Source organism: Kitasatospora humi (genome assembly GCF_020907985.1).
GTDB classification, from domain to species: domain Bacteria; phylum Actinomycetota; class Actinomycetes; order Streptomycetales; family Streptomycetaceae; genus Kitasatospora; species Kitasatospora humi.
The window spans coordinates 60,538-82,015 of record NZ_JAJJPA010000002.1 but is presented as its reverse complement, the minus strand read 5'-3'; the positions used below and the strand labels follow the sequence as shown (position 1 = coordinate 82,015).

Genomic DNA, 21,478 nt, shown 5'->3' with positions numbered 1-21,478 from the left:
GATCTGCCGGAAGGGTTCGTGCTCAGCGCCCCGGCCGGGGGCCGAGTGAACGGGCCACCGACGGGTCGACCCTGCTCACCGGCCGGCCTGCCTGATCGGCACGGACAGGGCGAGGGTGTTCCACGCGTGCGGGCCGGTCGCGGAGGCGAGCAAGCGGTCGCCCGGGGAGAGCGAGCCGTCCGCGTGCCGCTGGGCCAGGGTGATGAGGATGTCGGCGGCGAAGCAGTGCGCCTGATCGGCGACGGCGCCCGGCAGGATCCGCTCGTACCCGAACCCCATCGCGGTGCACAGGAACTTCTGTGACGCGGTGCGGTAGTTGGCGAACACCACGTGCCGGAAGTCGTCCCGGGACCGACCCGTGTCCGCCAGCAGTTCGGCGATGGTCTCGGCAGCCAGCCGGACCGTGGTCAGCATCCCGGTGCCGGCCACCTCCGGCTCTTCCAACCGCACTTCGGTGCGGCTCGCGGCGGCCTCGAGCACGAAGGTCGCACCGTCGGTCCCCGGGGCGTCGGCGGTCACCAGACAGGCCGCCGCACCGTCACTGAACAGGGACAGGCCGCTTGCCATCAGCCGCTGCCGGGGCTCCCGGGCCCGGTCCGCCAGCACCAGCAGGACCCGCCGGCGCGTCCCCGCGACGACCATGTCCCGCACGACGCCCAGCGCGGGCCCGAAGTTGCCGCAGTCGTGGCCGGACAGCGCGATGGACGGGCAGGTGGTCAGCCCGAGCCGATTGGCGAGCCGGGCGAGCGCGGTGGCGGAGTCCGGCTCGTTCTGGCTGACGTAGACCAGTGCGTCGGGGGGCTCTGGGCATCCGGCGAGGCTCTGTTCGGCGGCGGCCGCCGCCAGTTCCCAGATCTCGGCATCGCTCGCCCGGTAGTGGACGATGTCCTCGGCCAGGACGGACAGGTCATCGGGCAGCACCGCCTGCAGTTCGGAGAGCTCGCGGGGTTCGCCCAGCGCGTATCCGATGGCCGACAGGTGGACGTCAGGCAAGGCCGTCGCCCCTCTCCCCGATGCGCGGCAGTGCCCGCCGGATGTGCGGGTAGTCCTCCTCGGCGCCTCCGCTCAGCAACAGGTGGCCGACGCCGGCCGAGGCGTACTCGGCGAGCCGTTCGGCGACCTCGGCGTAATCACCGACCAGGAACGGCGCGCTGGCCCGACCGCTGCGGAAAGCCCCGAGCCAGTACGGATCGCGCCCGCCGGACGCCTCCGCCTCCTCGGCGACGGCCTGCCGGGCGAGCACCCGCGACCACTGGTTCGACGACTGCGTCTTGAGCAGCGCCTCCTGCCGCCCGAGCCAGGACTCCGGGAAGCGCTCGTGCGCCTCCCGCCAGGCGTCGGCCGGATCGGGGCGGCTCAGCACCCCGATCCGGATGCCGATCTCGCCGGTGTAGCCGCTCTCCCGCAGCGGATCGAGGAACTCCTGCCGCCACTGGGCGTACGGGGCCGGGTGGGTCACCACCACATCGGCGATCTCCCTGGCCACGGCCAGGCCGGCCGGGGAGGAACCGGCGACGAACACCTTGCACTGCGCCAGGACTTCCGGGCGCGGCTCCAGCCGGAACCCCTGGTAGGTGTAGTGCTCGCCGGTCTCGTCCACCGACTCGCCGTTCAGCAGCGCCCTGAGCACCCGCCCGTAGTGGCGCAACCGCTCGTAGCGCTGATCGTGCGTCAACTCGTCGCCGATCCGGCGCATCTCGTCGTCGCGCGCGCCGGTCACCAGGTTGAAGTACAACGGGCGGCCGTACAGCATCGCGTACGCGGCCGCACAGGCCGCCGCCGTGTGCGGCGGGGTGCAAGCCGGCTGCAGGGCCAGCAGCGGGACGAGGTTGCTGGTGACCGCGCCCAGGTGGCCCGCGACGATCCACGGATCCACTTCGTGCAGGTTGTGCGGGACCAGGATGCCCGTCCAACCGGCTGCCTCCGAGGCGGCCGCGGTCACGCCGAGCCGGGTGCGGTAGTCGCCGTCGAGTCGCTGATCGGAGGTCACGGACTCCGGGGTCACCGAGTAGATCCGCAGGCCGGGCTCCGCCGCGATCGACTCCCCCCGGCCGGGGTCGGCGGTCATCGCCCACCGCCGGCGAAACGGTCGAGGACCCCGGTGGGGTCGTTGGCGGTGCCCTGGGGCCGCAGGTCTTCGGGATCGACGTAGTCACGGATCCGCCGGATCAGCGTGGTGCTGTTCTGCCCGGTGCGGTGGGGCTCGCGCAGGTTCGTGATCTCCAGCCCGCCCTCCGGGCCGGCCAGCGACTTGAGGTAGTGGAGGATGGCCCGGCCCTGCGGATAGGTCATCAGGTAGTGCACGGCGAGCATCCCGCCCGCCGGGTTGATCAGTTGCCAGTACTCGCGCACGAACGCCAGTGTGTCCCAGGTGTCGATCCAGGCGAAGTCGATCAGACCCAGCTCCTGCTGGACGCGCTCCCCCGCCCCGGTCATATCGCCCTCGACGACGGTGCAGACTCCGGTGAGACCGAGGTCGTCGAGCACCTTCAGGGCGCGCGGCGCGGAGGAGGTGGGGTCGGTCATCCGGTCGATGCACACCAGCCGGGGACGGTACGGCTGCTCGTAGTACTCCGCGTGGGCCAGCGGCTGGAGTTCGGCGGCGGCCGGATCGCCGAGCCGGGACCGCTCCAGGTCCACCGCCGTCGCGTTGTCGCGCAGTGCCTGGGCGAGGAACGGCGTGGTGTAGCCCATGCCCACTTCGAGCACGTGCTGGGGGCGGACCGTGCGGATGAGCCAGTAGAGCAGCGGTGCGGTGGCGTCGGTGCCCATTTCCGGCACGGAGAGTTCGTTGACCGCTGCCATGAACGCGTCGTCGATCACAGGGGTTCCCGCCTTGTCGGGTCGGTGGACCGGCTGGTCCTGGTTGCTGGGGCGTGGCGCGGCCGTCACCAGGCGACCGGTAGCCGGTGTGCTCCGTAGAAGCCCATGTCATGGCCGAGTGGCACGGCGTCGAGTGGGACGGCCAGGCGCAGCTCGGGGAAGTGGCGGAACAGCGCCGGGAAGGCCACCCGCATCTCGGCCCGGGCCAGGTTCTGACCGATGCACTGGTGAATGCCGTGGCCGAAGGCCAGGTGGGCGGATGTCCTGCGGTCCAGCCTGAGGCTGTCCGGCTCCGCGAACGCCTCCGGGTCTCGGTTGGCCGCCGAGAGGGAGACCGTCACCGACTCCCCTGCCCGCAGCAGCCGGCCGGCGAGTTCGACGTCCTCCAACGGCGTGCGGGGCACTCCGAACTGGAAGATGGTCAGGTAGCGGAGCAGCTCCTCGACCGCGTTGTCGGTGAGCGTCGGATCCGCCCGCAGGGCCGCGAGCTGCTCGGGGTGGCAGAGCAGGGCGAAGGTGCCCAGGCCGATCGAACCCGCGGTGGTCTCGTGACCGGCGGTGAGCAGCAGGACGCCGGTGCCGGCGACCTCTTCCTCGGTCATCGAGCCGTCGGCCACGAGTCGGCTCAGCAGGTCGTCCCCGGGACGCGCGCGCCGGTGCCGGACCAACTCGCGCAGGAAGCCGTCCAACCAGTCCATCGCCTCGGTGGCCTGGTCCGCGGAGACGTCCAGGCGGAACAGCAGGGTGCTCTGGTGCTGGAAGTCCTCCCGCGCCGCGGTGGGGACCCCGAGCAGCTCGCAGATCACCAGGGACGGCACCGGTAGCGCGAACGCCTCGACCAGGTCGGCGGGTTGGGCCTGTCGTGCCAGGTGGGACAGCCGCTCGTCGACGACGCGTTCGATCCGGGGCACCAGCTGCTTCATCCGGCGCGCGGTGAACTCGCCGGTCAGCAGGCGGCGGATGCGGGTGTGGTCGGGCGGGTCCATGTCCACCAGCCAGCCCGGCAGCGCGGGGCGGCCGTAGAAGGGGTCCGAGCCCGGTCGGGCCACCGGCACCCGCTTCAGTTCGGAGCGGGCGCTGAAGCGCGGGTCGGCGAGCACGGCCCGGGCCGCACGGTGACCGGTGACCAGCCAGCCGAGGTGGCCGTCTGGATAGCGCAGCCGGCGCACCGGTGCCTCGGCCCGCAGGGCGGTCAACTCGGGCGGCGGATCGAAGACGTTCTGCCGCACCGTGGGCAGCGACACCACGTCGACTTCATCCGTCACCACGTCGGGTCCACTCGGCGCGCCACCTGCTGCGGCGGTGCTGTGCCTGGGCTCTGTCATCCCCGCTCCCCGTGCTCGACGGCTGCCTTGGGGACCGGTGCGCTGTTGAGGAGCACCGGTCTGGTCCGCGGATCGGTGGTCCGGAATTCGTCCAGCGGCTCGCGCCGGCTGAACGACGTCGTCGGCACGGCCGTGCCGACAGCCGTGATCCGCACGGCCGGCTGTTGCGGGACTGCGGTCACCGTTCCCCCTGTGTGACGGTCGGTCGGACAACAGCGGTGGTCAGCCCAGGTAGTCCTCCGGGCCGCCGTCCCGGACGGTGTCCAGGGTGAAGCAGTGGAAGCCGCCGCCGAACAGCCGCCGGTGGCGGTGCCGGACGGGCACCACGGTGAAGCCGTGCTGCTCCAGGGTCCGCATCAGCTCCGGGCAGGCGTCATTGACCAGGACGGTGTCCGGGCTCACCGAGAGCACGTTCATGTCGATGAACGGACTGGTGAGGATGAGGTCGTCGTCCTCGTAGCCGGGGAAGTTGTTCGCGGTCGGCGCCGGCGGAACGATCAGGTCCCAACCGCGCAGCGGCTCCGGCAGCTGGTCGGCCACCTCCTTGGAGCGGACCAGCAGGGTGCCCGGGCGCAACGCCAGTACCATGCTGTCGATGTGACTGTCACTCAGCTGGTGGACGCGGTGCAGCCGGAAGCGTCCCTGGAGATGGCGTTCCAGCCAGTCCACGGCCATCGCGTGGTTCTCGGTGGAGATGTTGACGAGCACGTCCCGGCCGAGCCTCAGGCACTGCGCCCCGTCGAACATCATCTCGAACCCGACGTCATAGGGCGAGGACTGCGGATCCTCGATCGGCTCGGTCGGCCCGCCCACCCGACTGCCGCCCCGGGCGTAGGACTGGTCGAAGGACGCGTCGGTCATCAGCGGACGGGGCATCACCGTCCAACGGGCGCCCTGGCGGAAGTACTCGTTGAAGACCGGTTTCAGGAACTGGGTCTCGAACCAGCGGGAGCGGATCATCGGCGGTGTCTCGATGATCTCGTCGCCCAGGACCAGCGTGTTGTCGCGGACGTTCAACGGCGGTACCACCGCGGCCGACCAGGCCGGGGTGCGCACCTCCGCGGTGGACTCGTGGAGGTCCAGCGGCCGGTGCACGGTCACCGACAGCGAGCGGAGGGCGTCGACGATGCCTTCGATGTCCTCCAGCAGCTCCTCCACGTAGCGCTGCTTGATCGTCGACCGCGTGGCGCCGGTGGAGCCGACGCTCAGCCTTGGGTAGTACCACTCCGAGCGGACCAGGTTGTCGTGGAAGAAGAGGTCGAAGGACAGCTCGCGCTCGTGCGATGTGTAGTTCGCCGCCGAGCCGACGACGACCTCACGCAGGGGCGACCACTCATCGTAACTGTTCAGCTTCATAAGCGTGACACGCTCCCGAATGTGGGAAGCTACGCCGGACGAGGCCGGCCGGAAACGACCGAAATGGACAGGTCTGGAAAATCGGGCGAGGCCCGGAGGATCAGCTGGTACACCGTAGGCACGCTCCTTCGGCGACGGCAATACCCTTAGGTAGAACCGCGCCCGCCGCATAGGGCCGCACGCGCCCTGAATCACACAAACTGGACATTTCAAGGCCGCTTATATAGCCCGGCCGCCACCCGGCGCGGCTGATTGCACAGTGCACGGTGGCAGCCGGAGATTTCCGCGAAGGGCTGCCGCGGACGCGAGGGCTTCCGTCCTATTCGTGTGCGGTGGACTGACGTCCGGCCCGAGGCCGGCGCGACCGACCACCCGGCCGCCCCACTGCCCGAACGGCTCCCGCCAGCACCGAGGAGCGGACCATCGAGGCCCGCGCACCCCCTGCCGCCGGTCGGCCCGCAGCGCCCGCCCCGCGGCTCGACCCGGTCACGCGGATCGGGCCCCGACTGCCGCCGAGTCGCCCGCTTGGCCCCCTCGACCGCGCCACCGACAGCCCCTACGGCGCTACAAACCTTGCGCGTCAAGCAAATCGGCTCACTTGAACACCAAGGAACCCGTGTAGGATCCCTACCGGCGGCAGCCACCACGACGGCCCGGACCGTTCCCAAGAACCGTTCCGGCGCCGGCCGACGGCGACCTGCACAACGCCGTCGTCGACCACTCCCCGCCCGGCCTGCGGCGAGATCCCCGGCCGCCCCACTGCCCGAACGGCCACCGCTTTTCGGCCCGACTGCACAAAACCCTCACCGGGACCGGCCGCACACGATGGCTTGCGGTGGCCGACGACACCCGCGGACGGACCGACCGGCACCCCCACCATGCATTAACGGTCCCGAACGGCCCTCCCCGGAACTCGGGGAAAAGTCGCTTGACAGTATGACAGAGGGGGTGCGAAGCTTCGAGACATCGCTCTGCCCTATCGACGGTGAGCGACTTTATCATGGGGATGAGATGAAACGATCTTCGGCCGACTTATCGCAGGATCCGGTCTTCGAACGATTCCAATTCCTGGTGAACGCCCCGGCTCTCTTCAATGCCGTGGTTTCCGCGGCCGAACTGGGTGTTTTCGAGTTCCTCTCCAAGAATTCCGATTCGTCCTTCGAGGCCGTGCGCGAGTTCACCGGTCTGCCCGCTCACCAGCTGCGCGTCCTGCTGCACGCCGTGTGCACCACCGGCCTGTTGGAGCGGCACGACGGCGACTACCGGAACGCCGCCACCGCCGAGCAGCTGCTCGCAGCGGACTCCCCGGACAGCTGGCGCCGGATCCTCGTCGGCTGGCGGGACATCTACTACCCGGCGTTCGGGCAGATGACCACGGCGCTCCGGGCCGGCACCAATACCGCGCTCGCGGCCTTCCCGGGTGATGAGCCGACGCTCTATCAGCGACTGTCCCGCACACCGGAGTTGGAATCGGTCTTCCACGCCTCGATGAGCGCCTTCACGCTCCGGACCCTTCCCGGCCTGGTCGAGCAGGAAGCGTTGTTCTCCCCTGCCCGTCGGCTGCTCGACGTCGGCGGCGGGGCAGGCACCACCACCGCCGCACTGGTGGCGCGGTACCCGGAGCTCCAGGTGACCATCCTCGACATGCCCAGTGTCGCCAGGCTCGCCGAGCAAGCCACTGCGGCCGACACTGAGAGCCGGGTCGACCTGCGGGGCGTCGACCTGTTCGCCGACGCCTTCCCGACCGGCTACGACACCGTGATGTTCAGTCACGTCCTGGAGATCTTCCCGGGAGACCGGATCGTCGCGCTCCTCCGCAAGGCGTACGACGCGCTGCCCGCCGGCGGTCGGGTCATCGTCTACGGTTTCAACGCTTCCGATGACGAGACGCAGGGCATCTACTCCGCCCGTCTCTCCCTCTACCTGAACGTCCTGGCCAGCGGCGGGGGCATGGCGTACCCGGCCGGGGACTACGAGGACTGGCTGCGCCGGGCGGGCTTCGGTGACGTGACGACCATCGCCGGACTTCCGTTCGAACACGGGCTGACCACCGGCATCAAGGCCTAGTCACCAACGCGCCGACCCTCTCGGACCGCTCCCGGTCCGACCTTCCGCCGGCCTGAAACAACCCTGGGAAGACATGCGTCCTTTTCCTGACTCTGATCCGGGCGTCCCCGACCACCGCTCACCAGCCCGCTACCTGTGGTGGCTCGTCGACGCCCGGCGCGGGACGGCCCTGCTCGCCCTGGTGTACGGCGTGCTGTGCGCCGTGTGTCAGGGGCTGGTGCCCGCCGCCGTCGGCCGGGGTGTCGACGCGGGGCTGATCGCGCGCAGCGCGCAGAACCTGCTGCTGTGGAGCGGGGTCGTCCTGGCGCTGGGCGTCGGCCAAGCCGTCACCGGCACCCTGCGCGATCGCTGCTCGGTGCGGAACCGCTACGGCGCCAGCTACGCGACCACGCAGTTCATCACCCGTCAGGCCGCCTGGCTCGGTGCGGACCTGCCCAAGAAGGTCTCCGCGGGAGAGGCGTTGAGCGTGGGGGCCGCCGACGTCACCCGGGTCGGTGTCGCCCTGGAGAGCTCGGCCCGCGGCAGCGGGGCGGTGGTCTCGGCGCTGCTGGTCGCCGGCATCATGCTCGCGCAGTCCTGGCAGCTCGGGCTGCTGGTGCTGCTCGGCGTCCCCGCGATCGCCTGGGCGATGGCCCGGCTGATGCGGGTACTTCACAGTCGTCAGGATCAACTGCGCTCACAGCAGGCCCTGTTGACTGATCTGGCGGTGGACATCGTCGCCGGGTTGCGGGTGCTGCGCGGAATCGGTGGCGAAGAGGTCTTCGCCGACCGCTACCGGACCGCCTCGCAGCGGGTCCGGCAGGAAAGCGTCCGGGTGGCCGCGATCGAGGCATGGATCACCGGGGTCAAGCTGCTGCTGCCCGGTCTACTGGTCACCGCGGTGGTCTGGCTCGGGGCGCACTACGTCGACACCGGACGGATCAGCGCCGGCCTGCTGGTCTCGTTCTACGGCTACGCGGTCTTCCTGGCCGAGCAGTTGCGCCGGGCGACCGGGATGGTCGACCAGTTGACCCGTGCCCTGGTGGCGGCCGGCCGGGTGGTCAAGCTGCTGGGACTGCGGCCGGAACTGAGCTCCGGCACGGCGACGCCGGCCCCGGCCCCGGCCGCCGCGGCGACGGTCCTGGAGGATCCCGAGTCCGGGCTCGTGCTGCCCGCCGGACGCATCGTCGGTGTGGTCTGCACGGGCACGCCCGACGCCGGAGCGCTCGCCGACCGGCTGGGTCGCTACACCGACTCGGCCACCACCCTGGCCGGGGTCCCGCTGGCCGATCTGCCGCTGGACGAGGTGCGCCGCCGCGTCCTGGTCGTGGACAGCGAGGCCCGGCTGTTCTCCGGCCCGCTGCGCGGTGAACTCGACCCGCGCGACCGCGCGGCGGCCGACCCGCAGCTGCTGGCCCGGGCACTGGACGGTGCCTCGGCCACCGAGATCGTCGACCGGCTGCCCGAGGGCCTGGACACGGTGATCGGCAACGCGGGGCGGGAGTTCTCCGGCGGTCAGCAGCAACGGCTGCGGCTGGCCCGGGCCGTGCTGGCCGACCCGGAGGTGCTGGTCCTGGTGGAACCGACGAACGCGGTCGACGCGCACACCGAGGGCACCATCGCCGCCGGCCTGTCGGCGTTGCGCGCGGGCCGCTCAACGCTCGTCCTCACCACCAGCCCACTGCTGCTGGACCGCACCGAGCAGGTCGTGCTGGTGGTGGACGGCAAGGTCGTCGCTCACGGCACCCACACCGAGCTGCTCGCCAACCCCCAGTACCGATCCATCGTCACCCGGGAGGTGGCCGCGTCGTGAACGCCCTGCCCGTCGCGTCCACCCGCGCCGTACGCGCCCGCTCCAAGGAATTGATCCGGGACAACCGGCGCGAGCTCGCCCGGAACCTGCTCCTGCACGGTTTGGCCACCGTCGCCGGACTGGTCGCCCCCTGGATGCTCGGCCGGCTGATCCAGGACGCCGGCCGGCACCTGGACACGGCCGCCGTCACCGGGCTGGTGATCTGCGTCGCCGTGATCGCCCAGGCCGTGCTGGAACGGTACGCCACGTTCGGCTCCGTGCGCCTGGGCGAGCAGGTGCTGGCCGGCCTGCGCGAGCAGTTCGTCGACAGCCTGCTCAAGCTTCCGCTGGCCACGGTCGAGCGGGCCGGCTCCGGCGACCTGGTCACCAGGTCCACCCGGGACATCGATGTGCTCGCCCGTACCGTGCAACTGGCAGCCCCGGACGCCCTGATGGCGCTGTGCACGATCCTGCTCACCATCGGAGCGATCGTTCTGGTGAGCCCGGTGCTGGTGCTGCCCTGCCTGATCGCCGTGCCCGTGCTCTGGGCGTCGACCCGGTGGTACCTGGGCCGCGCCCGGCCGGGCTACCTGCGGGCCAACGCGTCCTATTCGAGGATCACCGAGACGCTCGCCGAGACCGTCGAGGGCGCGCGGACGGTGGATGCGCTGCGCGTCGCGGACAAGCGCATGGAGCGGCTCAACCAGGACATCGCGGAGTCTTTCGCAGCCGAGCGGTACACCCTGTGGCTGCGCAGCGTCTACCTGCCGATCGCCGACACCGGCTACGTCCTGCCGGTCGTCGCGTCGCTGGCGATCGGCGGACTCCTCTACATCCACGGCGTGGTGACGCTCGCCGCGGTGACGGCCGTGACGCTCTACGTCCAGCAGCTGATCGGTCCGGTGGACCGACTGCTGTTCTGGATGGACGAGTTGCAGGTCGGCGGCGCTTCACTGGCGCGCCTCATGGGTGTCGGCGAGCAAGCCGAGCGGCCGCAGACGGTGCTGCCCGCCGGGCGGCCGCAGGCGGTTGCGGCCGGGGGCGGCGCCGCTGCGGCCAATGGTGAGCCCATCGAGTTGCGCGGGGTCAGCTACGCCTACCGGGCGGGGCGGGACGTCCTGCACGACCTCGATCTGGTCATCGAGCCCGGGGAGCGGCTGGCCATCGTCGGCTCCTCCGGGGCGGGCAAGTCCACCCTCGGCAGGCTTCTCACCGGCATCCACCAGCCCAGGACCGGCTCGGCGACCGTGGGCGGGGTACCACTCACCGCGCTGCCACTGGCCGAGTTGCGCCGCCGGGTCGTCCTGGTCACCCAGGAGCACCACGTCTTCAGCGGCACCCTGCGGGACAACCTGCTGATCGCCAAGCCGACTGCGGACGACCGGGAACTCGAGCGCGCGCTGCGCGCCGTGGACGCCTGGGACTGGGCCGCGGAACTCGGGCTGGACGCCCCACTGGGCTCCGGGGCGACCCGCCCCTCCCCTGCCCAGGCCCAGCAACTGGCTCTGGCCCGACTGGTGCTGGCCGATCCGCACACGCTTGTGCTGGACGAGGCGACGGCGATGCTCGACCCGCGCACCGCCCGGCAGTTGGAGCGTTCACTGGCCGCGGTGCTGGCCGGCCGCACCGTGGTCGCGATCGCCCACCGCCTGCACACCGCACGCGACGCGGACCGGGTGGTGGTCATGGAGGAGGGACGGATCGTGGAAGTCGGCCCGCACGACGAGCTCGTGGCACGCGGTGGCCGCTATGCCGCGCTCTGGGCGTCCTGGCACGGTCGGCCCGAGGAGGTGCACGTCGGTGAGTGAGCGCACTGAGGCCGGCACGGTCGCCGGCCCGAGCTGCGTCGTGGCGGACCTCTCCTCGCCGGACGGCGCCACCGCGACGGAGCTGCCGGGTGATCTGCCGCGGCTCGCCACCGGCGGGTTCACGCCCGGGACCGCGGAGCATCGGCTCCCGGCCGCGACCACGGCAGCCCTCGCCGCACTGCCCGGAGCCCCGTCCGAGCCGGTCGTCCTGCTCGCCGCGCTGGCGGCCGTGCTGCACCGGCACACCGGCAGCACCGAGCTGCTGATCGGTCTCGACCCCCGGCTGCTGCGCCCGGAGCTCGCACCCGCGCTGGTGCCGCTGCGCCTGGCGGTCGACCCCGCCGGCCCGTTCGACGAGCTGGTGCGCGAGACCGCTCGGGCCGGCGCGGAGGCGCTGGCACACGGCGCGGAGCTGCCGCAGGGGGCCGCACCGGTCACCATCGCCGTGCAGCCGGCGCCGCTGACGACCGCGATCAGTGCCGGGATCGACGCCACCTTCGGATGGGACCGGCAGGACGGCGTGAGCACCCTCAGCCTGCGCTACGACAGCAGCCGCTTCACCCGGGCCGGCGCGGCCTGGCTGCTCGACCACCTGGCCACCCTGCTCGGCAACGCCGTCGCCGACCCGAGCCGACCGGTGCGCGAGCTGCCCGTCCAGCACCAGCCCGTCGCGGAGGCGGACTGGCCGGTGCCCACTCCACCGGGGTACGTCGCGCCCGCGCCGCCCGGTGCGGCGGAGTCCCTGGTCGACCGCTTCCGGGCGGTGGTCGCCGCGCACGGCGATCGGATCGCCGTCACCGGACCGTCCGGACGGTACCGGTACGCCGAACTCGACGCGGTCACCGACCGGATCGCCCACCGCCTACGACCGCACACCGCTGCCGGCGGCCGGGTGGCGCTGCTCTGCGAGCACGACGTCGGCGCGGCGATCGGCGTGTGGTCGGTGCTCAAATCCGGTGCCGCCTACGTTCCGCTCGATCCGCGCCAACCTGACGGACGACTCGCCCGGATCCTCGCGAACGCCCAAGTGTCCGTGCTCGCCTGCGATCCGGCCCTGGCCGACCGGGCCCGGGTGCTGGCCCGCGAACTGCCCGTCCTCTCCATGGAGCAGCCGGGACCGGCGCCGGAGGAGGTGCCGTCCGGTCCGGCGGGGGCGGACTCGCTCGCCTACCTGCTGCACACCTCCGGATCCACCGGTACTCCCAAAGCCGTGCTGCAGAGCCACCGCAATGTGCTCGCCCACGCCCTGGGCTACGCGGACCGGGTCCGAATCGGTGCCGGGGACCAGGTACCGCTGCTGGCGCGCTTCACCTTCGACGCCGCGGTCATGGACCTGTTCGGCGCGCTGCTGACCGGCGCCACCCTGCACGTCACCGATCCGCTGCTGCCCGCACCGCAGTTGCGGGCGCGGCTGGCCGCGCTCGACGCCGCGGTCCTGCACTGCACACCCACGCTCTTCCGTCACCTGGTCGGCGACCTCCCCGAGCGGGCGAGCGGGCCGGAGCCGTCGTTGACCGGGGTGCGTGCGGTGGTGCTCGGCGGCGAGGAGGCCACCAGGCAGGACCTGCGCCGGTTCCTGACCGCCTTCCCACGCGGAGCCGTGCTGATCAACGGACTCGGGCCGACCGAGTGCACCCTCGCGCTCCAGCACCTCGCCACCCGCGCCGACCTGGATCGGCCGACGCTGCCGGTCGGTCGGCCGGTCCCGGGCGTCGGCGTGCGGCTGCTCGACGCGGACGGCCACCCCACCGAGGTGTACGGCGAGCTGGAACTGCTCGGGGACCGGGTGGCGCTCGGCTACTGGGGCCCGTCGCACACCGCGGCACCGGCCTTCACCACCCACCCCGACGGTACCCGCGGCTACCGCACCGGTGACGTGGCCCGCCGGCTGCCCGACGGCACGCTGGTCTTCCTCGGCCGGCGGGACCGGCAGCTGAAGATCCGCGGCCATCGGCTGGAACCGGGCGAGATCGAATCCGCGCTGCGGGCCCATCCGACGGTGGCCCAGGCTGCCGTGGTGGTGGACGATCGGGCGGCCCCGCCCCGCCTGGTGGCCTTCGTCTCGGCGGCCACCGCCTTCCCGCCGGACGCGCGCGAGCTCGTCGGCTACCTGAGCCGCATCCTGCCGGACTACGCGGTGCCCGCCCAGGTCGTCCCGCTGGAGTCGATGCCGCTGGGCCCGACCGGGAAGCTGGACCGTTCCCGGCTCCCGCTGCCCGACCCGCACGCGGCCCCGACGGCCGAGTCGGACGACGAGCATCCGCGCACCGAGCTGGAGCTGGCGCTGGCCCGGCTGTGGTGCCGGGTGCTGGCAACGTCCGGGGCCGGTCTGCACAGCAACTTCATGGCGGCCGGCGGGGACTCGCTCCGGATGCTCGCCCTGCTCGACGCGGTGCGCGAGGAGCTCGGCGTCGAGGTCCCACTGCTGGACTTCCTCGCCACGCCGACCATCGCTGGCATGGCCCACCTCATAGATCGGACGCAGCGATGCTGAACTTGCCGCAGGACCACGCCGGTTGGGCTGACGAGGTGGCCGGCGGCCACCGCACCAGGATCCTGATCGGGAACGACTTCAGCGAGGACGTGCGAACCGACCGGGGCTGGACCGGCTGGTGGGTGCAGCGACTCGTCTGGTTCGCCCGTGACGGCGACGTGCTGGTCCTGCCGACCCCACCGGACGAGGACTTCGTCGACTACGTCACCTCCCTGACGGCCGTCCGGAAGGACAGCCTGAGCTTCGTGGTCCCGCCGGCCGGCGGAGGCGACGAGGGTGCCGCCTCCCAGGGCATGCTCACCCCGGGCCGGCTGGCCGATCCGGAGTTCGTCGCTGAGCTGCGAAAGGCAGTCGGCGGGCGCGAGGTGACCCACCTGTCCGCGCTCTGGCCCGATCCGGCCGTGTCACGACTGGCCGTGCAGCTGGGGGTCGCACACGCCATGCCGGGCCACGGCTTCGCCGCCCAGGGCGGCGGGCTGCTGGTCAACAGCAAGTCCATGTTCCGGGCCGTGGCCGGCGGGGCCGGTGTGCCGGTTCCGCAGGGCGGGGTGTGCACCGGCGCGGACGCCGCGGAACGCATGGTCCTCGATCTGCTGGAGGGGGGCGAAGCGGTCGTCCTCAAACACGACTTCCTCTCCGGCGGGCGGGGCAACGAGATTCTCAGTGCCGATCCGACCGTGCGGCCCGTCGGCGCCCGGCGGGTGGTGCCGGTCACCTCGCCCGGGGACGTCCGTGACTATCTGGCGGACCGCTGGTCGTGGCTCACCGGCGGCGGACGCAGCCGCCCGGTGGTGGAGCGCTACCACCGGGACAGTTCGGCCTATTTCGCCGAGTACCTGATCAGCGCCACCGGGGTCCACCTCGGCGGCACCGGCGAACTGCTCTCCGCGCCCTACGCCGTGGGCCAGGTGATGCCCGCGCAGGGCCTGGAGCCGGAGGTCCTCGAGCAGCTGTGCCGGGGCGCCGAACGGCTCGCGCAGGCACTGCACGCGATCGGATACCGCGGCGTGCTCGGCCCGGACGCGATCGTCACGCCGGAGCGCGAGGTGCTCTTCACCGAGTTCAACGGCCGGGTCACCGGCTCCACCCACATCTACGGCGTGATCGGCCGGTCCGTCGCCGGCCCCGGTTTCGGCCGTGACCGGATCATCCTGGAACGCGTCTGGCCGGAGGGGTGGTCCACCCCCTCCTTCGCCGCCGCGAAGGCCCGGCTGACCGAGGCCGGGCTCGCCTACCGGCCCGAGGAGCGCACGGGCGTGGTGTTCACCAACGCCTTCGACGGCACGAACGGCGTCATGTACTGCATTCTCGCCGAGACCCCGGACCAGGCGTGGGCCTGCGACCGGGCCATGGGCGCGCTGTTCGGCCCGACGCCCTCGGCCTCCCGCCCCTGAACCCCCTACGGAAGGACAGCAGCATGGAACACCCCCAGTCCGAACTGGCCGCCCTCTGGGCCGAGGTGCTCAAGAGTGAAACACCGGAAGGTGACGCGGACTTCTTCGAGTGCGGCGGAACGTCGCTGACCGCGGTCCACCTGGCCGCGCTGATCCAGGAGCGCTTCCACGTTTCGATCGACGCCATCGAGGTGGTGACCGGCAGGAAGCTGAGCGTGCTCTCCGAACTGCTCGGCGAACGGCTCGCCGCAGCCTCCTGAGCCCCGCAAACCGGATCGAGTGAGAACGGGTGGCACATGCCGAAGAACTTTGACCTGCTCACCGCTCGGGTCGGGGTGAGAGTCCTGGTGGACGACGCGCCGTTGACCCCGGCGGCTCCGGTGATGTGGCCGAGCATGGGTGAGTACCCCGTCTACGACGCCGGCCAGTACCGGGTACTGACCTCGGACGAGAACCGCAATGCGCGCTTCCGGGCGGCCCTGCGGCACTTGGCCGGGAACCGGACCGTGCTCGACATCGGGACCGGAGCGGACGTCCTGTGGGCGCGGGAGAGCATCGCAGCCGGCGCCCGCCACGCCATAGCCATGGAGGTGATGGACGACACCTGCGCCGCCGCCTCGGAGCTGATCGCGGAGTCGGGCCTGGAGAACAGCATCACCCTGCTGAAGGGCACGTCGACGGAGCTCACTGTGGAACCGAAGGCGGACGTCTGCGTCGCGGAAGTCATCGGCTCCGTCGCGGGTGCCGAAGGTGCCGCCGTGGTGCTCGGCGACGCACGGCGCCGCCTGCTCAATCCCGGTGGCCGGGTCGTGCCGCACCGCTGCGTGACGCGAGCCGCGGCCGTGTCGCTCAGCGCCGTCCTGGGTGGCCGGGAGCCGGCCTTCGGTCCCGGCGCGATCCCGCTCCTGGAACGGATCTTCGACTGGAACGGCGCTCCGTTCGACGTCCGGCTGCGCATCCGCGACCCGGACCGCAGCGCCGTGATCTCCACCGACGAGCCCGTCGAGGTCCTCGACTTCAACGGCGACCTGTCGTCGGAGCAGGAACAGCAGGTGACCTTGACCGTGGAGCGCCCGGGACGGGTGGACGGCGTCCTGACCTGGATGCAGATGTCCTGTCTGCCCGACGAGGTACCGCTTGACGCACTGCGGGACGACACCAGTTGGGCATCGGTGTACTTCCCGCTGTTCCCGCGGGAAGTCGCGGTGGAGCCCGGCGATCGGTTGCAGCTGGGCTTCCGCACGACACTGAGCGACGACGGCCTGCACCCGGACTACCACCTTTCGGCGACGCTGCACGCGGGAGGCGCGGCGCTGTCCGCGCGATTCTCGTCGCTGCACCACGGGGACGTGCTGCACAGCCATCCGGTGTACCGCAAGCTCCTGCTGCCGCTGTGAGGCCCGGCGTCAGGTAGCCGGAGCCACGCCGCTCCCGTGTGCCCCACCCGGCCCGCCGGCCGGGTGGGGCACACGCGGCGAGGTCGTGCCGGCTGGTCCCGTCACGGCGGCCCGTCACGGCCGGAGTGCACAGCCTGGACCCCCAGCCGCCCTCCGCCGGCGGCGGCCTTCGAGCTCGCTGGCGCCCGCGTGATCGGCTCGACCCCGCGGACCTCGTGAACACAGCCCCCACCGTCGCCCCACCGCCCGGCTGCGAACGGCGGCGAAGAGCAGATGCTGGATGGAGACGGATCCCGGTCGGTCGCGTCCGGGAGAGGCACGGCGAGGAGGTGGCGCGCCATGGCAGAGCGGTTGGGACCTGCCGATGCGGCGCTGGCGGCGGGCGGGCTGCTGGACGTCCTGAAGGTGGCGGCCGTGGTCGTGGACGAGCAGGGGCGGATCTCCCTCTGGAGCCCGCAGGCCCAGGAGCTGTTCGGCTACACCTCCGAGGAGGCGCTGGGCCGTGCGGCGGCGGATCTGCTCGTCGGGGCGGACCGGCGCCAGGCGGTGCTGGAGGCGTTCGCCCGGGTGATGGCCGGCGAGGGTACCTGGGCGGGGGCGTTCCCGGTCCGGCACAGGGACGGGCACACGGTGCTGGTGGAGATGCGCAACATGCGCATGCAGGCGTCGTCCGGCGCCTGGTACGCGCTCGGGATCGCCTCGACCCGCGAAACGCTGCAACGGGTCGAACGTGGCCTGGCCCTGTCGGCGCGCCTGGTGGACCAGTCGCCGATCGGCCTGGCGGTCCTGGACGAGGCGCTGCGCTACGTGCTGGTGAACCCGGCCCTGGAAAGGATCAACGGGGTGCCGGCCGCCGAGCACCTCGGCCGCACCCCGCACGAGGTGCTGCCGCACCTGGAGGTCGCGGCGATCGAGGACCGGATGCGCCGGGTGCTGGCCACCGGCCGCCCGGTGCTGGAGGAGTTCACCGTCGGACACATGCCGCACGACGGCCGGGATCACGCGTGGACCTCGTCGTTCTACCGGTTGGAGGACCAGGCGCACCGGGTGATGGGGCTGGCGATCTCCGTCGTCGACGTTACCGAGCCCTATGAGCAGTCCCTCGCCGCAGCCCGGGCCCGGCGCCGCCTGTCGCTCATCGCCGACGCCTCGATCCGGGTCGGCACCACCCTCGACCTGCCCACCACCGCTCGGGAGCTGGCCGAGGTGACCGTGCCGGAGGTCGCCGACATCGCCGCCGTCGACCTGCTGGACGCCGCGCTGCCCGGCGCGACGACCCGAGCCGACGACGGCCCGGCCCGCTTCCGTGCGATGGCGATCAAAGCCGCGTACCCCACCCCCGCCACGGAAGCCGCCGACCGGGTCGGGGAGGTCACCCGCTACCACCCCGGGCGCCTGGTCACCCAGGCCGCCGTCGGCGGCCACCCCGTCCTCCTCTCCCACGTCCGCGCCGCCGACATGCCCCGAATCGCCCGCGACGATCAGGCCGCCGACCTCCTCTCCGAAGCGGGCGTCCACTCCTACCTGGCGGTGCCGCTCATCGCCCGCGGCAAGGTCCTCGGCGCCCTCGACCTCAAACGCACCCGCAACCCCGCCCCGTTCGACCAGGACGACGTCCTGCTCGCCACCGAACTCGCCGCCCGCGCCGCCGTCGCCATCGACAACGCCCGCTGGTACCAGCACCAGCGGCAGGCCACCCTCGCCCTGCAGCGCCACCTCCTGCCACCCCAGCAGGGCCCCCAACCACCGGGCCTGGCCATCGCGCACCGCTACCAGCCGGCCAGCGCCGCGGACGAGATCGGCGGCGACTGGTTCGACGCCATCTGCCTGCAGGACGGGCGCACCGCGCTGGTCGTCGGTGACGTCATGGGCTCCGGCATCAAGGCCGCCGCCACCATGGGCCAGCTCCGCACCACCACCCGCGCCCTCGCCCGCCTCGGCCCCGACCCGGCCGACCTGCTCAGTCACCTCGACGCCACCACCCGCGACCTCGGCGCCGCCATGGCCACCTGTCTGATCGCCCTCTACGACCCCGCCAGCGGCCGATGCCGCCTCGCCTCCGCCGGCCACCCTCCGCCCGTCCTCGCCCGCCCCGGCCACGCCCCCCGCCCCATCGGGCTCGACCCCGGGCCGCCACTCGGCGTCGGCGGCCTTCCGTTCCCCGCCCGGGACCTCACCCTGCGCACCGGCGACGACCTCGTCCTGTACACCGACGGTCTCATCGAAGTCCGCGACCAGGACATCGACCGGCGCCTGCAGACCCTCACGGACGTCCTCGCCGGCCCCCGCCGACCCTTGGAGGACACCTGCGACCTGATCCTCACCGCACTGCGCCGCCCCGACACGCAGGACGACGTCGCCCTCCTGATCGCCCGCGTCCTCACCGCCCCGCCGGACACCCCGCCCCCGTGACCGGCGCCGCCCCGGGCGCCGTGGCGCGCCCGCTGGCGCTCCGCAGGAAGCCCGCCCGCTGCGAGCCGGACGCCGGACCAGCGGTCCGTCGACCACCTCCGGCGGCGCCCGACGCAACCACGCGCCATCGGGCGGGATGCGGCCGTCCCCGATGCCGCCGGCACGGAGTGCGAACACCCCGTGCCGCGGTGGGGTCGGTCCGGGGTTGCTACGGCAGCTTCCACTGCTGATTGGTGCCGCCGCCGCAGTCCCAGATCTCCAGCCGGGTGCCGTTGGTGGTGGCGGCGGCCGGGTCGTCGAGGCAGCGGCCGGACTGGGTGCCCTTCAGGGTGCCGTCCGGCTGGGGCGTCCACTGCTGGTTGGCGCCGCCGCTGCAGTCCCACAGCTCGACCGGGGTGCCGTTGGCGGTGGCCGCGCCGGTGACGTCGAGGCACTTGCCGTCGTGGGTCAGGGTGCCGTTGGACCAGGTCCACACCTGCGAGCTGCCACCGGTGCAGTCCCACAGCTGCACTGCGCTGCCGTCGGCGGTGGAGTCGCCGTTGTCGTCGACGCACTTGCCGGGTAGGGCCGAGGTGACCGGGCCGGTGTGGGTGACGGGCGTGCCCGGGGTGAGCTTGAAGTTGTCGAACTGGTCGGTCTGGTAGCCGGTCACGCCCAGGCCGGCCTGGCCGTTGGTGAAGCCGGTGTCGGTGGCGTGGCCCAGGGTGTGGCCGTCGATGGCGGCGGTGAGCGTGCTGTCCTGCATGGTGAGCGAGACGGTGTGCCAACTACCCGTTCCCAGGGCGGTGGTGGTGCCGCTTGCCAGGGTGGTGAAGTTCCACTTGGTGTCGCTCTTGTCGATGGACCAGGCGCCGGTGTCGCTGACCCGCAGGTGGTAGGCGTTCAGTCCGTTGTTGTTGCGGCCCTGCTGGTTGACCCGGCCGAGCAGTTCGATGGTGCCGGGCTGCTCGAACATGGTGTCGGCGGTGACGGTGTAGTTGGACCAGCTTCCGTCGCCCATGATGGTGTACGGGGCGTCATAGGGTTCGTCGGTCCAGCGGATCGGCTCGGTCGGGGCCATCTGGCGCAGGCAGGTGCCGGTCCGGCCGCCGCCGCAGCGGACGGTCTGGAAGGCGCCGTTCATGTCGCTGAAGTACTTCGGCGAGGTGGTGGTGGCCGGCGTCTCGAAGTCGTCCGCGTAGGGCAGTGGGAGCGGGGCGGCGGCCGGCGGAGCGGCGGTGCCCTTGCCCTGGCCGGTGGTGGTGGTCACCGTGTAGACGTGGCCCGGCTGCAGGCCGAGCGTGTAGCGGCCGTTGACCGGAGTGATGTCCTCCTGGTGGACGAACCAGTCGTTCGGGTTGCCGGAGTCGACGTTGGTGGCCCAGATGTGCACCTTGCCGGTGGACAGCCCGCCGGTGACGGTGAAGTCGGCGGTCTGCGCGGCGGTCGCGTCCATCGTTTCGATGACCGTGCTGTAGTCGCGGTTGTTGGGGGACTTGAGCGTGACGTAGCTGCCGTTGGCGCGGTCGCCGCCGAGGTAGCCGCTCGCGGAGTCGATGTACTTCCACCCCGGCTTGGTGAACTGGGCGGTGTGTGCAGTGACCCAAGTCGTCTTGCCGATGCTGTAGTTGCCTGACCACGGCTGGTTGGCGACCGACATGCCGTCGGTGGAGAAGGACAGGTTGGGATAGAGCGCGGCGATGACCGGCCAGTTGATGAACGAGGTCATCCGGCCGTCGATGTAGTCCCGGTTGATCGAGCGTGCCACCGCGCCGGCGCCGGCGTCGGCGTCCTCGGAGCCGCCCTCGCTGTCCCACAGCGGCTTGCCCAGCGCCTGGGCGGTCGCCGTGCTGGGGCATGAGCTGAAGGAGCTGTTGTAGCCGCACGGGTAGTGGTCACCGACGACGTCGACGGCGTTGTCGAACGCGGGGTCGGTGGCCATGTCGTTGGCCACGCCCCAGCCCCAGTCGTCGTCGGCGACCACCTTGGTGGCGCCGTAACCGTGCGAGATCAGAGCGGGCTTGAGGTTCTCGTACCAGACCTTGTCGTAGCCGCGTTCGTCCCAGCCACCCAGGTAGCTGATGTCCAGGTGGTGTTTCTTGGCACAACCCATCCAGTCCATCAGGTAGTTGATGGTGTCCTGGGACCAGAAGTAGCCGCCGCTACCGGTGGTGTTGCCGATCCAGCCGGGGGCGCCCCAGGACAGGCCGGAGAACTTGATGTGCGGGTTGCGGGCCTTGGCCTGCTCGGCCAGCCACCACTCGTAGCCGTTGTCGCAGTCGATGGTGCCCTTCGTGTGCTCGATGCTGGGCTCGGCGCCGTCGGTGGAGTTGGTGTCGCCACCGACCTCCAGCTTCAGCACCTGCAGCGAGGCACCGTAGCCCGGCTTGAAGAGGTAGTCGAGCAGCTGGCTGCGCTGCGGCTCCGGATAGTCCACCAGCAGGCGGGAGTTGCCACCGCCGCCGGAAGCCGCGCCGACACCGTCGAAGGTACGGCCCGACTGGGTGCCGTCGATGGTGACGGCGGTGGAGGTGGCCGTGGTGGCGGCGGAGGGGGTGGCCAGGGTGGTGAGCGAGCCCACCAGCAGGAGGGCTGCGCCGGCGGTGGTGCGGCAGAGCGACAACAGGTTCTTGCGTCCCATGTGGGGTCTCC

15 protein-coding genes are annotated in these 21,478 nt (G+C 71.8%); 8 read left to right on the top strand and 7 right to left on the bottom strand.

Features of this window, described 5'->3' with window-relative positions:
- Window positions 1-75: 75 nt before the first annotated feature.
- The 6 genes from LN042_RS02805 to LN042_RS02780 are packed head-to-tail and all read right to left on the bottom strand — an operon-like array spanning window position 76 to window position 5,504.
- Window positions 76-993 (bottom strand): 3-oxoacyl-[acyl-carrier-protein] synthase III C-terminal domain-containing protein, encoded by a 918-nt coding sequence (locus tag LN042_RS02805; protein WP_230048141.1) that lies wholly within the window; start codon window positions 991-993, stop codon window positions 76-78.
- Window positions 986-2,068 carry an LLM class flavin-dependent oxidoreductase gene (locus LN042_RS02800; protein WP_230048140.1) on the bottom strand — a complete coding sequence of 361 codons (1,083 nt, stop codon included), beginning with the start codon at window positions 2,066-2,068 and terminating at the stop codon, window positions 986-988. Before LN042_RS02800 ends, LN042_RS02805 begins: the two co-directional genes overlap by 8 nt.
- Window positions 2,065-2,892 (bottom strand): O-methyltransferase, encoded by an 828-nt coding sequence (locus LN042_RS02795; RefSeq protein ID WP_230048139.1) that lies wholly within the window; start codon window positions 2,890-2,892, stop codon window positions 2,065-2,067. The genes LN042_RS02800 and LN042_RS02795 overlap by 4 nt, the downstream gene beginning before the upstream one ends.
- Complete coding sequence (locus tag LN042_RS02790; protein ID WP_230048138.1) at window positions 2,889-4,148, bottom strand: cytochrome P450; 1,260 nt, start codon at window positions 4,146-4,148, stop codon at window positions 2,889-2,891. The genes LN042_RS02795 and LN042_RS02790 overlap by 4 nt, the downstream gene beginning before the upstream one ends.
- Window positions 4,145-4,330, bottom strand: coding sequence for a hypothetical protein (locus tag LN042_RS02785; RefSeq protein WP_230048137.1), 186 nt, complete (start codon window positions 4,328-4,330; stop codon window positions 4,145-4,147). Before LN042_RS02785 ends, LN042_RS02790 begins: the two co-directional genes overlap by 4 nt.
- Window positions 4,331-4,370: 40 nt before the next feature.
- A complete protein-coding gene (locus tag LN042_RS02780; RefSeq protein WP_230048136.1) occupies window positions 4,371-5,504 on the bottom strand; it encodes a glycine amidinotransferase in 1,134 nt (377 codons plus the stop codon).
- 1,011 nt (window positions 5,505-6,515) lie between these two features.
- On the opposite strand from LN042_RS02780, the gene LN042_RS02775 reads away from it, so the two are divergent.
- The 8 genes from LN042_RS02775 to LN042_RS02740 all read left to right on the top strand — a co-directional run bounded on the left by LN042_RS02775 (window position 6,516) and on the right by LN042_RS02740 (window position 18,847).
- A complete protein-coding gene (locus tag LN042_RS02775) occupies window positions 6,516-7,571 on the top strand; it encodes a methyltransferase (RefSeq protein ID WP_230048135.1) in 1,056 nt (351 codons plus the stop codon).
- A gap of 73 nt (window positions 7,572-7,644) precedes the next feature.
- Window positions 7,645-9,363, top strand: coding sequence for an ABC transporter transmembrane domain-containing protein (locus tag LN042_RS02770; RefSeq protein ID WP_230048134.1), 1,719 nt, complete (start codon window positions 7,645-7,647; stop codon window positions 9,361-9,363).
- Window positions 9,360-11,150, top strand: a complete 1,791-nt coding sequence (locus tag LN042_RS02765) for an ABC transporter ATP-binding protein (RefSeq protein ID WP_230048133.1) — start codon at window positions 9,360-9,362, stop codon at window positions 11,148-11,150. The genes LN042_RS02770 and LN042_RS02765 overlap by 4 nt, the downstream gene beginning before the upstream one ends.
- Window positions 11,143-13,644, top strand: coding sequence for an amino acid adenylation domain-containing protein (locus LN042_RS02760; RefSeq protein ID WP_230048132.1), 2,502 nt, complete (start codon window positions 11,143-11,145; stop codon window positions 13,642-13,644). Before LN042_RS02765 ends, LN042_RS02760 begins: the two co-directional genes overlap by 8 nt.
- Complete coding sequence (locus LN042_RS02755) at window positions 13,638-15,038, top strand: preATP grasp domain-containing protein (RefSeq protein ID WP_230048131.1); 1,401 nt, start codon at window positions 13,638-13,640, stop codon at window positions 15,036-15,038. The genes LN042_RS02760 and LN042_RS02755 overlap by 7 nt, the downstream gene beginning before the upstream one ends.
- A gap of 23 nt (window positions 15,039-15,061) precedes the next feature.
- Entirely contained in the window at window positions 15,062-15,298 is a 237-nt protein-coding gene (locus LN042_RS02750) for an acyl carrier protein (protein ID WP_230048130.1), read from the top strand.
- A gap of 36 nt (window positions 15,299-15,334) precedes the next feature.
- The gene (locus tag LN042_RS02745) at window positions 15,335-16,435 is read left to right on the top strand and encodes an SAM-dependent methyltransferase (protein WP_230048129.1); all 1,101 of its coding nucleotides are present in this window, start codon (window positions 15,335-15,337) and stop codon (window positions 16,433-16,435) included.
- Window positions 16,436-16,774: 339 nt separating this feature from the next.
- The gene (locus LN042_RS02740) at window positions 16,775-18,847 is read left to right on the top strand and encodes a SpoIIE family protein phosphatase (RefSeq protein WP_230048128.1); all 2,073 of its coding nucleotides are present in this window, start codon (window positions 16,775-16,777) and stop codon (window positions 18,845-18,847) included.
- Between the two features lie 208 nt (window positions 18,848-19,055).
- Here the strand turns inward: LN042_RS02740 and LN042_RS02735 are convergent, their stop codons facing one another.
- On the bottom strand, window positions 19,056-21,467 hold the full coding sequence (locus tag LN042_RS02735) for a ricin-type beta-trefoil lectin domain protein (RefSeq protein WP_230048127.1): 2,412 nt from the start codon (window positions 21,465-21,467) through the stop codon (window positions 19,056-19,058).
- Window positions 21,468-21,478 lie beyond the last annotated feature (11 nt).

What these genes read in the sequence shown, in the direction of transcription:
- LN042_RS02800 (WP_230048140.1), bottom strand. Translation starts at nt 2,068, where the DNA reads ATGACCGCCGACCCCGGCCGGGGGGAGTCGATCGCGGCGGAGCCCGGC.
- LN042_RS02790 (WP_230048138.1), bottom strand. Translation starts at nt 4,148, where the DNA reads ATGACAGAGCCCAGGCACAGCACCGCCGCAGCAGGTGGCGCGCCGAGT.
- LN042_RS02780 (WP_230048136.1), bottom strand. Translation starts at nt 5,504, where the DNA reads ATGAAGCTGAACAGTTACGATGAGTGGTCGCCCCTGCGTGAGGTCGTC.
- LN042_RS02775 (WP_230048135.1), top strand. Translation starts at nt 6,516, where the DNA reads ATGAAACGATCTTCGGCCGACTTATCGCAGGATCCGGTCTTCGAACGA.
- LN042_RS02770 (WP_230048134.1), top strand. Translation starts at nt 7,645, where the DNA reads ATGCGTCCTTTTCCTGACTCTGATCCGGGCGTCCCCGACCACCGCTCA.
- LN042_RS02755 (WP_230048131.1), top strand. Translation starts at nt 13,638, where the DNA reads ATGCTGAACTTGCCGCAGGACCACGCCGGTTGGGCTGACGAGGTGGCC.
- LN042_RS02750 (WP_230048130.1), top strand. Translation starts at nt 15,062, where the DNA reads ATGGAACACCCCCAGTCCGAACTGGCCGCCCTCTGGGCCGAGGTGCTC.
- LN042_RS02745 (WP_230048129.1), top strand. Translation starts at nt 15,335, where the DNA reads ATGCCGAAGAACTTTGACCTGCTCACCGCTCGGGTCGGGGTGAGAGTC.
- LN042_RS02740 (WP_230048128.1), top strand. Translation starts at nt 16,775, where the DNA reads ATGGCAGAGCGGTTGGGACCTGCCGATGCGGCGCTGGCGGCGGGCGGG.
- LN042_RS02735 (WP_230048127.1), bottom strand. Translation starts at nt 21,467, where the DNA reads ATGGGACGCAAGAACCTGTTGTCGCTCTGCCGCACCACCGCCGGCGCA.